At 34.5% G+C, this 14,619-nt stretch carries 15 protein-coding genes; 3 read left to right on the top strand and 12 right to left on the bottom strand.

Translation table 11 applies throughout. The features are described from left to right. Positions 1-174 precede the first annotated feature (174 nt). Complete coding sequence (locus NKR20_RS03640; protein WP_121213893.1) at positions 175-864, top strand: Crp/Fnr family transcriptional regulator; 690 nt, start codon at positions 175-177, stop codon at positions 862-864. Positions 865-950: 86 nt separating this feature from the next. Here the strand turns inward: NKR20_RS03640 and NKR20_RS03635 are convergent, their stop codons facing one another. Both NKR20_RS03635 and NKR20_RS03630 read right to left on the bottom strand, forming a co-directional pair. After that, positions 951-1,265, bottom strand: a complete 315-nt coding sequence (locus tag NKR20_RS03635) for a metal-sulfur cluster assembly factor (protein WP_121213894.1) — start codon at positions 1,263-1,265, stop codon at positions 951-953. A 57-nt stretch (positions 1,266-1,322) separates the two neighbouring features. Next, positions 1,323-2,087: a prolyl oligopeptidase family serine peptidase gene (locus NKR20_RS03630; RefSeq protein WP_253423738.1), complete on the bottom strand. Its 765-nt coding sequence runs from the start codon at positions 2,085-2,087 to the stop codon at positions 1,323-1,325. A gap of 140 nt (positions 2,088-2,227) precedes the next feature. On the opposite strand from NKR20_RS03630, the gene NKR20_RS03625 reads away from it, so the two are divergent. Together NKR20_RS03625 and NKR20_RS03620 are read left to right on the top strand one after the other, a co-directional pair. Continuing rightward, on the top strand, positions 2,228-3,037 hold the full coding sequence (locus tag NKR20_RS03625) for a Cof-type HAD-IIB family hydrolase (RefSeq protein ID WP_121213896.1): 810 nt from the start codon (positions 2,228-2,230) through the stop codon (positions 3,035-3,037). 81 nt (positions 3,038-3,118) lie between these two features. Then, complete coding sequence (locus NKR20_RS03620; RefSeq protein ID WP_121213897.1) at positions 3,119-3,970, top strand: DegV family protein; 852 nt, start codon at positions 3,119-3,121, stop codon at positions 3,968-3,970. A 120-nt stretch (positions 3,971-4,090) separates the two neighbouring features. Here the strand turns inward: NKR20_RS03620 and NKR20_RS03615 are convergent, their stop codons facing one another. The 10 genes from NKR20_RS03615 to NKR20_RS03570 all read right to left on the bottom strand — a co-directional run bounded on the left by NKR20_RS03615 (position 4,091) and on the right by NKR20_RS03570 (position 14,589). Further along, positions 4,091-5,881 carry an oligopeptide ABC transporter substrate-binding protein gene (locus tag NKR20_RS03615; RefSeq protein WP_253423735.1) on the bottom strand — a complete coding sequence of 597 codons (1,791 nt, stop codon included), beginning with the start codon at positions 5,879-5,881 and terminating at the stop codon, positions 4,091-4,093. Between the two features lie 48 nt (positions 5,882-5,929). Then, positions 5,930-6,829 (bottom strand): ABC transporter permease, encoded by a 900-nt coding sequence (locus tag NKR20_RS03610; RefSeq protein ID WP_121213899.1) that lies wholly within the window; start codon positions 6,827-6,829, stop codon positions 5,930-5,932. An 11-nt stretch (positions 6,830-6,840) separates the two neighbouring features. Beyond that, positions 6,841-7,803, bottom strand: a complete 963-nt coding sequence (gene opp4B, locus NKR20_RS03605; protein WP_253423732.1) for an oligopeptide ABC transporter permease — start codon at positions 7,801-7,803, stop codon at positions 6,841-6,843. 2 nt (positions 7,804-7,805) lie between these two features. Continuing rightward, a complete protein-coding gene (locus tag NKR20_RS03600) occupies positions 7,806-8,756 on the bottom strand; it encodes an ATP-binding cassette domain-containing protein (protein ID WP_253423729.1) in 951 nt (316 codons plus the stop codon). Then, positions 8,753-9,757 (bottom strand): ABC transporter ATP-binding protein, encoded by a 1,005-nt coding sequence (locus NKR20_RS03595; protein ID WP_253423726.1) that lies wholly within the window; start codon positions 9,755-9,757, stop codon positions 8,753-8,755. The genes NKR20_RS03600 and NKR20_RS03595 overlap by 4 nt, the downstream gene beginning before the upstream one ends. A gap of 301 nt (positions 9,758-10,058) precedes the next feature. Next, the gene (locus NKR20_RS03590; protein ID WP_253423723.1) at positions 10,059-11,516 is read right to left on the bottom strand and encodes an alpha-amylase family glycosyl hydrolase; all 1,458 of its coding nucleotides are present in this window, start codon (positions 11,514-11,516) and stop codon (positions 10,059-10,061) included. Positions 11,517-11,650: 134 nt separating this feature from the next. Further along, positions 11,651-11,794 (bottom strand): hypothetical protein, encoded by a 144-nt coding sequence (locus NKR20_RS03585; RefSeq protein ID WP_253423719.1) that lies wholly within the window; start codon positions 11,792-11,794, stop codon positions 11,651-11,653. A 114-nt stretch (positions 11,795-11,908) separates the two neighbouring features. Beyond that, complete coding sequence (locus NKR20_RS03580; protein ID WP_121213904.1) at positions 11,909-12,274, bottom strand: YisL family protein; 366 nt, start codon at positions 12,272-12,274, stop codon at positions 11,909-11,911. A gap of 117 nt (positions 12,275-12,391) precedes the next feature. Continuing rightward, positions 12,392-13,294 (bottom strand): fumarylacetoacetate hydrolase family protein, encoded by a 903-nt coding sequence (locus NKR20_RS03575; RefSeq protein ID WP_121213905.1) that lies wholly within the window; start codon positions 13,292-13,294, stop codon positions 12,392-12,394. A 119-nt stretch (positions 13,295-13,413) separates the two neighbouring features. Further along, on the bottom strand, positions 13,414-14,589 hold the full coding sequence (locus NKR20_RS03570; protein WP_253423717.1) for a DUF418 domain-containing protein: 1,176 nt from the start codon (positions 14,587-14,589) through the stop codon (positions 13,414-13,416). Between the last annotated feature and the right edge of the window lie 30 nt (positions 14,590-14,619).

Genomic DNA, 14,619 nt, shown 5'->3' with positions numbered 1-14,619 from the left:
ACACCCCTTCAACTTTGACCTTTTTTGACTAAAATGATTATAGGACTTTTTAATAGGAAATGCAAAAATTCACACTATAAAGTTTTCACGAATACGGGAAAAATTATGTTATCATGTATTTAAAATACATGTTTAAATTTTAGATTCACCCCAAGGATAAAAGGAAGTGATGGCATGGTAGAAACATTGCCGATTGAAATAATTCATTTGTTTGAAGAGCATGGTTTATTAGTTAAAGTTGAAAAAGGAAGTAATATTTATCGTGAGGGTGAGAAAGCCACAGACATTCTACTGATTAAAGAAGGCTCCGTTCGAATTAGTAAGGAAACGGAAGATGCGAAGGAAATTACCTTTAGAATATGTGGTAAACACAGCATCATTGGGGAATTTCCATTATTTAGTGCAACATCTACGATAAGATCAACAACTGCAAAAGCAAATTCCCATACCGAATTATTAGCTTTAAATAAAGATTCACTAGAAATGTTATTAATGCAAAAACCCGCATTAATGATAGAGTATTTAAAGTGGTTACAAAATGAAAATTTGAAAAATCAAAGTCTCCTACGTGATCTTATTTTACACGGTAAGAAAGGCGCATTGTACTCAACATTAATTCGTTTAGCAAACACTTATGGGGAGCAAAAAGACGATAAAATATTCATAAATCATTATTTAACAAATACTGACATCGCAAATCTTTGTTCAACAAGTCGTGAAATGATTAATCGGATGTTGAATGAATTAAAAAAGCAAGGCATAATCAGCATGGATAAAGGATTTATTACGATTACGGATATTCGATATTTAAAGCAGGCTATATGTTGTGAAAATTGCCCATCTACAATTTGTAGGATAGATTAACAATAGAGTCTGAGAAGTCATCCTGTGACGAGGATGGTTGCAATCAAAAGGCTGTGAAGAAAATTTTCCTTCACAGCCAGCATTTTTTATCTAATTCCTAATGCCATTTTTGCATAACGTGACATCATATCTTTTGACCAAGCTGGTTGCCAAACGATGTTTACTTCACTGTCTTTTACTTCTGGAAGCTCACTTAACGCCGTTTTCACTTGATCCACAATCACTGGTCCTAATGGGCAGCCCATTGATGTTAACGTCATAGTGATTGTAGCTAAACCTTCTTCATTTAAATCTACATCATATACTAAACCTAAGTTAACTATATCAATACCTAGCTCAGGGTCAATTACGTTTTCTAAAGCTCCAAGGATGCTTTCTTTCATATCTTCGCTAATTGCCATATTTACTTTATCCCCTTTCCTTATAGTGCTAACTCTATCATATCAAAGGTAAATCCTTTATGCCAAATATTGAGATAGCCAGTCTGTTACAGCTAATACACCTTCTCGCGGTACCTTATGCCCACTATTCGGCGATGCAATAAATTTTAAATGATCTGGTTCTTGCACATAGTATGAACGTAACTGCATATAAAAATGATATGTATTTTTAAAAGGAACCGTTGTATCTTTTTCGCCATGCCAAAATAGCACTGGACGTTGATTAAATTTTTCAGGCTCTCTTGTAATATCATATTCAGCTAATAATGCTTGAAGTTGCTCCTTTTGTTCAGAAGTCATCGGTAATTTTACTCCAAGTTGTTCGAATTGATTAAGCTGATAATTCGATAATTCAACAAATCCTGGAGCACCCATACAAATCACTGCAGTCGAAATCCAATCATATTTTTTTAAACAGCCTGATGTAACAATACCACCCATGGAAGTTCCTGCCACACCAATTTTTCCAGATGACACTAAATTTCGAGACTGTAATTCGTTATAAAGTACGCCTACCTCTTCAATTGATTGTAAAACGATTTCCCAAAAGTGTAAGTTCATCTTTCCTTCAGATAAATTTTCCGAGCGATCACCATGCAATTTCGCGTCTGGTAAAATGACACGAATCCCCTTTTTTACAAGTTGATATGCATAGTGTAAATTATGTTCCTTTGCACTTTGAAATCCGTGTAAAAAGATGACGATTGGTGTATGTTCATTCATTTCCTCATCATAAACATGTAATAACGGTATCTCTTTCCACATATCATTTTGAACATACATTTTTACCATCTCCTAAAGTATATCGAATTCATGTAAAGCAAAGAATAAAATAACGCTTATTCACGACTTACAACAACAATTTTTTGACTAAATTTATCCATTTGGGATAAAATCATTAAGATAGAAAGGAGCATTCCTTTATGAAGCAACATTTAATTGTGTTAGATTTAGATGGTACTCTATTAACAGATAATCAAAAGATTTTAGAAAAGACAAAGAATACCCTCTTTAAAGCAATGGATGCAGGTCATCAAGTGATGATTGCAACTGGTCGTCCATTTCGTGCAAGTCAGTTGTATTATAACGAATTAAAGCTAACTACGCCAATTGTTAACTTTAATGGTGCCCTTGTCCATCATCCGAAAAATAAATCATGGCAAACGGTTCATACACCAGTTGATTTAAGAGTGGTTTACGATGTTGTGGATTCTGTCGATAAATATCAATATGAAAACTTGATTGCTGAAGTGATGGATGACGTATTCATTCATCAGGAAAATAGCCCAATGATGGATATGTTTAAAATGGGTGACCCGCGTGTAACGATTGGAAATTTAAAAGGAAGCCTAAACGAGGATCCGACAAGTTTACTTATCCATGCAGAAGAAGAGAAAGTACAACTTATTCGTGACCATTTAGAAGATGTTCATGCAGAATTAATTGAACACAGACGTTGGGGAGCACCATTTCATATTATTGAAATCGTGAAAAAAGGTTTAAGTAAAGCAGTTGGTATTTCACTAATTGCAAAGGAAATGAACATTCCAAGAGAACGCATTATCGCATTTGGTGATGAAGATAATGATTTAGAAATGATTGATTATGCAGGAATTGGAGTAGCAATGTCGAATGGTATAGCACAACTGAAAAATATTGCCAATGAGATCACTGCTTCAAGTAATAATGAGGACGGTATTGCTAACTTTTTAATAGATCGATTAAAGTTATAGCTTGGAAATTCAACTTTCCAAAGCCCTCACCATAGAATGACGTTAGTTAAGGTGCTCATGTCTAAAGGAGGTACTGTATATATGAAAATATTTGCAGACAGTGGCAGCGATTTGCCAAAAGAATTTTTTGAACAACACAACGTAGAAATTTTCCCATTAAGAGTAGATTTAAACAACTCTGTATACCTTGATACAGTAGAAATTGACCCCAAAAAAGTTTATGATGCAATGCGCCAAGGCGTTGTACCTAAAACTTCTCAAGCGTCTCCGGAATTATTTTTACAACACTTTGAAGAACTAGCAAAAAGTAAAGAAGAAGGATTATATATCGCCTTTTCATCTAACTTATCAGGTACATATAACACAGCAGTGATGATTGCTTCTCAAGTTCGAGAGCAATATCCAGATTTAAAGCTTAAAATTATTGACTCTAAATGTGCCTCATTAGGATGCGGTTTACTTGTAAAAGAAGCTGTAAGATTAAGAGATGAGGGCGTTCCATATTTAGAAGTTTTCGAGAAAGTTGATTATTTAGCTCAACACATGACACACCTATTTACTGTTGAAAATTTGGACTACTTAGCTGCAGGTGGACGGGTTTCAAAATCTAGTGCTTTTATTGGTGGATTATTAAGCATTAAACCAATTTTACACGTTGAAGATGGTAAATTAATCCCCCTTGAAAAAGTTCGTGGTCGCAAAAAAGCGATAAATCGAATTATTGAGATTATGCATGAGCGCGGTGGCGATTTTTCAAATAAAGTCGTTGGTATAAGTCACGGAGACGATTTAGAATTTGCCAATGAAGTGAAATCCTTAATCCAAGAAAAATTACAACCAAAATCCTTTGAAATGACGATGGTTGGTGCTGTTATTGGTGCCCATGCTGGACCTGGTACCATAGCTATTTTCTTTACGGATAAAGATTACTAAAAAGATGGCTTGAACATAAACCAGCTTAGGTAGTTTACAAAAAGTATCGACTTAACAAAAATAGCTAGTACACGGCAATAAAAACAGGCACTCACTTTCGAATGCCTGTTTTTTGTTCTATCATTTTTTCTTTTTAGATTTAAATGGTTCTTTTGCCGTTAATTCAATTTCATGCAGTTCTGTTGGATTTTTATAATCGATGCTGTAATTTTTCACACGCTTATTGATCGGATAAATTTCATATCGGAATTGCATTGGCACAGTTGTTGCAACTTCTTCAATATGTTTTTGGAAAATCTTAAATTGGTTCGCACGATAATATTTATCAAATGCAGAGGGAGAATCAATATTTTGAATTGTCTTTTCTAAAAGATCAGAAGTATAACGACTGAAATTATATTGATCTGATGCTCCATACAAACCAGATGGTGAAGGGTTTGTTCCTGTTCCCCATGCCCCCATGAAAACATCGATTTCCGGATGATCAGCTTTTACCATATCGTAGAATGAGTTAAATTCGATTAATCGCCCTGTTGATAATGTGACATTTAACCCAACATCTCTCCAGTTTTGCAAATAGTACGCTGTGATTTCTTCCTGAACGGAATCACCTGACATGGAAGCTAATTTAATTTCTAACTTTTTTCCCTTTGGATCTTCGCGGAAGCCATCTCCATCCACATCTTTATAACCAGCCTTATCGAGAATTTCCTTTGCTTTTTCTGGATCATATACATAACCTTTTAAAGACTTATCATAAAACGATTCAAAAACTGGTGGTATTAATGAATTTGCCCGTACCCTCAAACCATTATAGAGCACTTCAGATACTTGTTCGATGTCTAAAGCATAGGCCATTGCTTTTCGTAAGTTCACATCGCCCATTTTTGAACCGTCTAAATCCGTTACAACAGTATTTTTTTGATAATCATATTTCCCTACTTTAAATCCAAGGTAAGAATAAAAAAGTTCAGGTCGACCCAAAATCGTAATATTGTCGTAGCCTTCGATTTCCGGCATTTTCGTAGCATTGAAATGTTGGATAATATCATATTTACCGGTACCAATTGCAACAGATACCGAACTAGAAGGAACCACTTTTACTAAGACGCCATCAAGCTTTGGCTCACCTTTCCAATAATGCTCATTCTTCACATATTGTACGGATTCCCCTGGAACAATTTTCTCTACTTTAAAAGCGCCTAAAGTAACTGGATTTTTGCGAACCGCATCTGATTGCAACAACTGATCAACTGGAATATTCCCAATTTGATGACTTGGTGCAGCATATGTCCATAAACCATCACCACCATAAAAAATCGATGGGGAAAGTTGTTTAAAACTGATTTCAATTGTGAAATCATCCACTTTCCTAATTCCAGAGATTGTTTTAGCTTTTCCTTCATGATATTCTTTTGCACCTATAATATTTTGGAATTCTGAATTGTATCGCACACCAGGATAATCTTTTTGCCCGATAATATGGTAAGGCAAGATGACATCCTCAATCTTTAACGGCTGACCATCAGACCATTTTACACCTTCACGAATTGTGACTGTTACTTTATTATTTTTTTGATCAACATATAAGGATGCAATTCCTTCATTAGTAATCATGAAATTTTCATCCGTTTCAAAAAGAGCATTTGAAGCCCAAGACATCAAATCTGCATCATAACCGTCTTCATATAACTCCCAAGAAAAAATCCCTTGAAACGGTTCATCTTTCACCATGGCGACCCGCAAGACTCCTCCATCAATTGGCTTTCCTTCATTCGTTACTGCCGTTGCAAAGGGTGAATTTGAACTTGGTGCAGCAGTTTCAATTTGTTTTTCGGATTTGCTGAAGGCTGTTAAAATGAACAAGGCAAATATTATGGTTGCAAGTAACATCCATCGAGTAATTTTCATAATATTCCTCCCTAGTACATCTACTGGCAAAGTTAATTAGTATTATTATTATCCTAACCGCTGTTTTGAATCCGCAGATCTACGCAATGCTTGACCAACATAATTGATTGCCAACATCATAAACAAAATGAAGATAGATGCTGGTAGCCAAACCCACCAATATTGTTGCAATACAAGTGGATTATTCGCGTGGCTAACAAGTGTACCAAGCGATGGAGTAGACATTGGAAGACCAAATCCTAAATAAGAAAGCCCCGTTTCAATCCCTACATTTCCAGCGAAGTTTAATGTCATTTCTACAATAATGATTGAACTCAAATTTGGTAAAATGCCCGTGAAGATAATAACAAAATCATTCGTTCCAAGTGTTTTGGATGCAAGGACATAATCTCTTCTACTTTCAGTTAATGTCTTTGAGCGAACGAGCCGCGCAGTACCTGTCCATAAAAACATGCTCATAATAAAGATAAAAGAAGCTACCGTATACTTCGGAACGACTGTAACAAAAACAATAATTAACATTAAAGATGGAATGGTAATGAAAAAATCAATTATTCGCATAAAAAGATTATCGATCCATCCTCCAAAGTATCCACAAATTAACCCAACAATAACCCCAAAAATGCCAGTTATTATTGTAATTGCCATTGCTATGAAGAGAGAATTTTTAGCACCAACAATCAGTTGCCCAAGTATATCTTTTCCACCTTGGTCTGCTCCAAATAAAAACTTTCCTCCTGGTTCAGCGTATCGGTCTTGTAAGTTGATACGCATTAAAGCTTCTTGGTCAATAAAAAGGTATGACCATATAAAGACTCCGCAAATCACGATAACAAGCGATACAAAAGAAAAAAATGCCACTCTATCTTTTAAAAACTCTCGAAAGATGACTTGTAAACCTGTTGGCGGAGCGTTTTTCGTATATTTTTTGCGTTTTCTTTTAGCCATCCTATAACCCCCTACTCGATTCGAATGCGCGGGTCTACAATACTCATAATTATGTCGGATAATAAGCTTCCTAATAATGTTAAAAAACCATATAACATCACGAGTGCTGTAATGACGCTATAATCCCTAGAAGCAATGGAAGAGACAAACAGTTGCCCCATTCCTGGAAAACCAAAAATGGTTTCAATAAAGATGGAGCCACCTAATAATCCCGTAATGGTAAACCCTAAAAATGCTGCGATAGGTAATAAACTATTACGAAAAATATGTTTTGTATAAACTTTCTTTATAGGAATGCCTTTACTTCTGGCTGTCCGAACATAGTCCATTCCTTTTGCATCGATAATTTCAGAACGTAAAAATTGAATAATTCCCGTTGTGCCGAGAATCGCATAGGTAATAGCAGGCAAAAGAATATGGTGGAATTTACTCCAATAGTATTGGAGAGTACCAGAACTGTATTCGATATCGACACTCCCACTTGTAGGAAACCATTCAAGCTTGTAGCCAAATAAAAAAAGAAACAACAGTGATAATACAAATGTCGGAATTGCATAGGTAATAAAACTATAAAGAATAATTGTTTTATCTAATCGGGAGTTTTGATATCGCCCCGCTAAAATACCTAAAGGAATTGCAATTGCATACAGTAGAGTGACACTTAATAATGATAGCCAAAAAGTATTTAAGGCCCTTTCACCAATTAAATCCCCAACATCCCTTTTAAATGTGTAACTAATCCCAAACTCCCCATGTAATGCATTACCAATCCAGCGAACATATTGTATTGGCCATGGATCATTTAAGCCTGCTTTTTCTGATAATTCTTCTAGCCTTGCCGGATCTGTTTGAGGAGTAATTAAGCCTGTGAACGGATCTCCCGGCATAAATTTTGCAAGGAAAAAGACGAGGATACTTAGGACAAATAATTGTGGAATTATAATAATAAAACGCCGTATGATTGTTTTTCCCAATGTCATATCCCCCCTTTCTGCATCGGTAAAGTAGCTGCTACATGATGGGTATTACTGATAGGTATTAAATCTAGCACTCGCTCGTTTTCATCAAAATAATTTTTATATTGTTCTTGATAATAGTTTTCTATTTTAATACGCTCCCGTTTCCGCCTTTCTCTACCAATTGGTGTAACTTGTGGTATTGCAGAAAGTAGTCGTTTCGTATAAATATGTTGTGGATTATTGTAAATATCATTTTTTGTTCCTGATTCCACAAAACGACCTTTATACATAATTGATATGTAGTCACACATATGCTTTACGACCCCGAGATCATGGGAAATAAAAAGATAACTTAATCCAAATTCACGTTGAATATCCTTCATGAAATTTAATATTTGAGCCTGTACAGATAGATCCAATGCTGAAACTGGTTCATCAGCTATAATCAATTTCGGATTTGTCGCGATCGCCCGTGCAATTCCTAATCGTTGTTTTTGACCACCAGAGAATTCATGGGGATATTTATATTTTGCATCTTCTGGCATTCCTACGATTTCAAGTAATTCACTTATCTTTCTCTCTTCTTCTTTTAATGATAGTTTTAAAAAGTTTTGAATTGGCTCTGCAATAATATCTCGTACTCTTTTTCGAGGATTTAAACTTGAGTGAGCATCTTGGAAAATCATTTGTACATCCCGATTGAAGGAAGATTTTCGCTTCGTTCTTTTATTTGTTACATTGATACCTTCATAAATCACGCGACCAGAAGTAATCTTTTCCAAACCAATAATTGCTCTTCCAGTTGTCGATTTTCCGCATCCCGACTCTCCAACAAGTCCATATGCTTTTCCACTTTCAAATTCCATTGAGATTCCATCCACAGCACGGATAGTATCAACTACTTGATTAAAAATCCCACCACGAACTGGATAATGAACTTTTAAATCTTGAATTACCATAAAGCTCATGAATTTCTCTCCTTTTTAAAGTGAAATTCTTTATAGCAAGTACAACGAACAAAATGTTCTGATGCCACTTCATGAATTTGAGGATTCTTTTCATGTGCTTCTGCTTTTATCCAAGGAATGCGGGATGCAAATCGACAACCCTCTCTAGGTAAATTTATTAGGGAAGGAACAATCCCTTGAATTACATTTAAACGTTCTGATGACGAACTCATCTGTGGAATGGAATGAAACAATGAGCGAGTATAAGGATGCTTAGGATGCAGGAATAATTCCTTTACTGGCGCTTCTTCAATAATTTCACCTGCATACATAACTGCTACACGATCAGCAACTTCTGCTACAACTCCCAAATCATGGGTAATAAGAATAATTCCAGCCCCTGTTTCATGTTGAAGCGTTAGCAATAAATCTAAAATTTGCGCTTGAATTGTCACATCAAGGGCTGTGGTTGGTTCATCAGCTATAAGTATTTTAGGTTTACATGCAATGGCAATCGCAATAATAATGCGCTGTCGCATCCCTCCTGACAATTGATGTGGGAATTGCCTTGCAACACGTTCAGGGTTTTGTATGCCAACTTGTTGCAATAACTCTTGTACTCTATTTTTTCGCTCTTCAGCATTTTGTTTTGTATGATAAATTAACCCTTCCTCAATCTGATCTCCTATCCGCATGAGTGGATTTAAAGATGAAAGGGGGTCTTGAAAAATCATTCCGATTTCTGGACCACGAATTTCATTTAATTGGTCTTCCCCCAAGGTTAGAAGATTTTGATTTCTATATAATATCTCTCCATAAACACGGGTACTATTTGGATCGTGTAGACCAATAATAGATGTTGCCAACGTACTTTTCCCACAACCTGATTCCCCAACAATTGCAAGGATTTCATTTCTTTTTAAAGTTAACGACACGCCATCTACCGCATCGTAGAATTCATCATTAATCTTAAACCCTATATGTAAATCATTAATTTTTAATATTTCTCCGGTGCTTTTCAAATGAATTCTCCTTCCAACTCATTTTGAAATTCGAATCATTCATCTTATGAAAAAACTCTATGCAGTATGAAACTTGTTCTCTTCTAAAGGTATATTTCTCCATGATTCTATTTATGATTGTTAAAAGATTATGTTTAAAAATCTCTCAGGAATCATGAAATAAAAAAAGTGTCCAAAAAGTAAAAACCTTTTGGACACTCCGAAAAATATCTCTTAAGTTTCGATGGTCGCATCAAAATGCCACCATCCTAGAAGCAATGTGGCCGTCTTAAAAAAACTTTTTTAGACGGCCCCTTGTATCTTATTTTTCTAACGCTCTTTTTCGTTTACTACGTCTCATCATCGCAACAATGAACGAAATAAATAGAACATAAACAATAGCTAATAAAACAATATACAATTTATTAATACCAACTTTATCGATAACCTGGAAAACTTCAACAACTTCACGATCTAATACGATAGGATAAATGCCATCATCATTTGAACGAATCACATCACTCTCTAACATACCGCGTAGTTCTTTATCTTCACCAATGTCGTTAGCAGAAATATCAACTCTCGTTGTTTTTCCAGTATTATTTATTACAACAATCCATCTTTCATCATCCGAATAGCGTTCGAATGCTAAAAAACCATTTTCATTTTTAATTAATTTAAACTCACCACGACGCAACGTTTCAGACTTGTTTCGTAATGTTTGGATATTAGCAATATAGTTCACCAATTCATCATCTGTTTTAAAATTATATAGTTGGTGAGCTTCTGGACCAGCTTCACCATTCATTGCAATCTCAGTTCCATATTGCATAACTGGTACACCAGGTAGTAATAGTGTAGAAGCCACTGAAAGTTTAAGTCTTGTAGGTGGAAAGGCTTCTACATCCAAAACAAAGCGATCTGTGTTTAAGTTGTCTATCATTAATTGCGTTGGTAACCCTTCCCCTTTTGCAAAAGGCTCAACATGTTTTAATTGGTTGGAAGAATCTTGGTCAACATTTTTATAAATGTTACGGTAAGTTTCATGATTTTCATCGTAAAAAGTCGCATCGAAATTTGCATCACTTTCTTCATTAGAAATAACGTAAATTTCATTATTTACTTTTTTGATTGCCTCAATCATTTTATTAAGAAAAGCTGTATCTGCAATATCAAGATTCGTTAAACGAACGCCTTCAATATTATATGTAGAAATAAAATTAACCACACTATCAATTAAAGCATCTTGCACATCTACATTTCTTAAATCCCATCGAATTTTATTACCAGACTTTCCAACAATCCAATCAGCTTTTGATGGATCTTTTGCCCATTCGTGATTGGCGCTAACATTCGTTAAAGGAAAATCAATCATCGCCTTTATTTTATTTTCATTCAATGTTTTGATTAAGGAAGTAAACTCTTCGCTTGTCCCAAATTGTGGTTCTATTTCAGAATAACTAGTCGTCATCGTCCCGTTATAAGTTTCAGTAGCAAAAACAGAACCTAATGATAGAATTGAAAAGCCCATTTGAGAAATGAGAGATAATTGTTGTTCTATACCTTTAAAGTCTCCCCCAGCAAATTTTGATGGGTCTAGTGGATCAACCTTGTAATCGTTTTCTCCAGTACCATTAAAATAACGGTCTACTAAAACATCATATATACTTTCGTCTGCAATTGATTTTGTTACCTCTGCTTTTGCAATGGAAGTTGTATTTAATGTAGCAGCTAACAAGATCGATGCAGCAGTTGCACAAATCCATTTTTTAAATTTCAAATTATCCCTCTCCTTTAAACATACCATCGACATTTTACCAAAAAAAAAAGAAACACGGCTATCATTTCTATACGAATTAAACATTTCTAATGTAAATAAGACAAATCAGTGACAACATAATTCAAAGTAATGTTTTACTTTTCTTGTTTCATTCTTTCTTGAAGTTGTTCCACTTGTTCATGAGATAATAACCCATCCACAGAATGATTATCTCCATTTTTTTGTATAAAAACAAAAACAATAAATAGAACAATTAATAGAAGTATGAATATTAGCATGAGGATAGGTATCATGTTTCTCGTCCTTTCTAAGAGTAAAGCCTCTTAATCCATACAATTATAAACAAAAAAAGAAAAATCGCAAAGTACGTCCTGTACCCAGCGATTTTTCTTTTATGCTAAGAAATTCATACCCATTGGTAATTTAAATCCGTAGAATAATACTGCAAATAGGAAAATAGCAAATAAAATCCAAAATACAGTAGTTGGCTTGTTTTTCTTTTGGCGAGTTAATACCATTTCCATCATACTGATTACTAGAATACCGAGTAAGAATTTAATTCCGTAATCCATACCCATACCATAGTCCATCGCTTCAATAAATAGAGCGCCACCAGTAATGATAATTAAAATATAAAATAGACGTAAAGCCATGTGTATACCTTTAGATTTTGATACTAAAGCACCCACAAAGAAAAGTACAAGTGCAACTACCCATGTTGTAATGTGTAAATGCGTAGAACTTGTTAAGAAATCCATGTTTTCCCCACCTTAATTTTCTTTTACAGCATTATCCTACCATAGTACTGAGTGGGGATTCAAATATAATAGTCTATCTTAAACCTTTATAAAATTTATAAATAGATTAGTAGTTTTTTATTCAAATTTATTTGATAAAGTTCCAATTCCTTCAATTGAAATTTTCACTTCATCTCCAGCTTTTAAATATACTGGTGGCGTCATTCCTTTTCCAACCCCTGCAGGAGTACCAGTTAAAATAACATCTCCAGGCTCTAAAGTAACATATTGTGAAAGAATTGATACTAACTCCTCTACTGAAAATACCATATCTTTTGTTGAACCATTTTGACGGATTGCACCGTTAACCTTCGTTACAATCGTTAAATTTTGAGGATTAGGTATTTCATCTTTTGTAACAACATATGGCCCTAATGGACAAGATCCATCTAAACTTTTACCTAAGAAATATTGTTTGTGACGGTCTTGTAAGTCACGTGCTGTAATATCGTTTGCGATTGTGTAGCCAAAGATATAATCTAAAGCTTGATTTTTCGCAATATTTTTTCCAACTTTTCCGATGACAACTGCTAATTCACCTTCATAGTCTAGTGAGTCTGTTTCGCTTGTATGAATTGGTAATACTTGTCCGTCTGCTGCAATTGATGTAGGAGATTTTGTAAATACTACTAAATCGGTAGGAGCAGCAGTAGCACCCATTTCTTTTGCATGTTCATCATAATTTTTACCAATACATAAAATGTTTTTCGGAGTTCTTGGAATTGGTGAAAGCCACTCGATTTCAGTAAATGCGCGTTTGAATGATTCAACATTATCCGAATTTTTAGCTGCTTCTACTAATTTACGAATCTTTTCAACAAAATCAAAACCTAACGCAACCCCATCAATGATATTAGCAGGGAAAGAAGGTAGAACATTCAGCTCTTCTTGAATCGCAACAACATCCCAAACAGCTTCTTCTTTTTTAACTTTTGGACCAAATTTTACTTCTCCATTAAACTTAAAAGATAAAATCTTCATAGATAAAGGCTCCTTCTTTAATTCCTACGTTTAAATTGTTCTCACCATCAATGTGGTGAATTGATCAACAAAATGATTATTCACTTTATACCATCATACATGAAATATTCCGAAATTGCTTACTTTTCCGGCAATATTTTTTTGTAAGTTATACGCTTTATTGCCATTTCTAGAGGACCTTGTCTAAATTTGATAAACCAAATTTCCGCAAAGATAATTTGTACTACATAAATACTAATTGCGATAACCGTCCCCATTTGCACATCGACTTGTCCATATAAACTAAAACCAAAATTATAGAATAAGATTGTACAAATAATGGATTGCATAATGTATAACGTAAGAGACATACGACCAGCTTTTGCAATTGGTTTAAGTAGTTTATTAGCAATTGGTATTAAACAAATACTTACAATCAACGAAATATACCCAATTGATAATAGAGGACCACCTACATACACTTTTAAATAATCTAATAAATACGTACGAGTAAATGTATATGGTGCACTTTTAACAAATAGTCCCACTGAGACAAAAATAATCGCCATGATAATCCATACGATTTTTAGCTCTTTTGCTCGCTCAATTAATCGCCATTTTGCAAATGCAGCACCAATTAGCATGTAAGGTAAAATTGTCAACAAAGACATAATCCACATATCAAAACCCAATTGTACAGATAGATCACTTAGTCTTTGGGTAAATGCATCTGTCCAACTACCAACTCCATAAGCGGTAATGGCACTATTAATCATTTCTATATCTAATGCAGGCTTTTCCACTTCCGTACTTGCAATCCCCGTTAAGAAATAAATAGCTAAAATAAAGAAGTGGAAAAATCCGTTTATAACTAATCCAAAAGTTAATAACCATCCACCACTAAAACGGATAAACAATAATAAGAAAAATCCACATACTGCATAGGTTGCTAAAATATCTCCCCACCAAATTAAAAAGGCATGGAGTAAACCAAGAATTAATAAGATGACTAGTCTTTTGGGTGCAAATTTATAGAAATTAACCCCTGTTTCTTGAGATTTCATAAATTGCATCGCAAGACCATATCCAAAAAGCATAGAAAATAATGGATAAAAACTACTTTGTACATAAATATCAAGGTTTTGTTGCCATATAATATCCATTGCTTCAGTAAACCAATAATTTAGATCTAATATATGAGGCATTGGTAAATAGAAAGCAAACATGTTGACAAGTAGAATACCTAGTAAACTAAATCCGCGCAAAATATCGAGAGAATCGATTCTCTCATTTAAGGTTGTTGGTTGAAAATTCACATCTGTTCTCCCTTTTCTTCTACATCTTGT

It is taken from the genome of Ureibacillus endophyticus (genome assembly GCF_024159215.1).
In the GTDB taxonomy this organism is placed as follows: Bacteria; Bacillota; Bacilli; order Bacillales_A; family Planococcaceae; genus Ureibacillus; species Ureibacillus endophyticus.
The sequence above is the reverse complement of the archived record's forward strand: the minus strand, read 5'-3'. Positions and strand labels throughout refer to the sequence as shown.

Excerpts from the sequence above, each read along its gene's own strand:
- NKR20_RS03615 (WP_253423735.1), bottom strand. The coding sequence starts at position 5,881 with ATGAAAATTACTCGATGGATGTTACTTGCAACCATAATATTTGCCTTG.
- NKR20_RS03610 (WP_121213899.1), bottom strand. The coding sequence starts at position 6,829 with ATGGCTAAAAGAAAACGCAAAAAATATACGAAAAACGCTCCGCCAACA.
- NKR20_RS03640 (WP_121213893.1), top strand. The coding sequence starts at position 175 with ATGGTAGAAACATTGCCGATTGAAATAATTCATTTGTTTGAAGAGCAT.
- NKR20_RS03575 (WP_121213905.1), bottom strand. The coding sequence starts at position 13,294 with ATGAAGATTTTATCTTTTAAGTTTAATGGAGAAGTAAAATTTGGTCCA.
- NKR20_RS03620 (WP_121213897.1), top strand. The coding sequence starts at position 3,119 with ATGAAAATATTTGCAGACAGTGGCAGCGATTTGCCAAAAGAATTTTTT.
- NKR20_RS03635 (WP_121213894.1), bottom strand. The coding sequence starts at position 1,265 with ATGGCAATTAGCGAAGATATGAAAGAAAGCATCCTTGGAGCTTTAGAA.
- NKR20_RS03625 (WP_121213896.1), top strand. The coding sequence starts at position 2,228 with ATGAAGCAACATTTAATTGTGTTAGATTTAGATGGTACTCTATTAACA.
- NKR20_RS03585 (WP_253423719.1), bottom strand. The coding sequence starts at position 11,794 with ATGCTAATATTCATACTTCTATTAATTGTTCTATTTATTGTTTTTGTT.
- NKR20_RS03630 (WP_253423738.1), bottom strand. The coding sequence starts at position 2,087 with ATGTATGTTCAAAATGATATGTGGAAAGAGATACCGTTATTACATGTT.
- NKR20_RS03600 (WP_253423729.1), bottom strand. The coding sequence starts at position 8,756 with ATGAGCTTTATGGTAATTCAAGATTTAAAAGTTCATTATCCAGTTCGT.
- NKR20_RS03580 (WP_121213904.1), bottom strand. The coding sequence starts at position 12,274 with ATGGATTTCTTAACAAGTTCTACGCATTTACACATTACAACATGGGTA.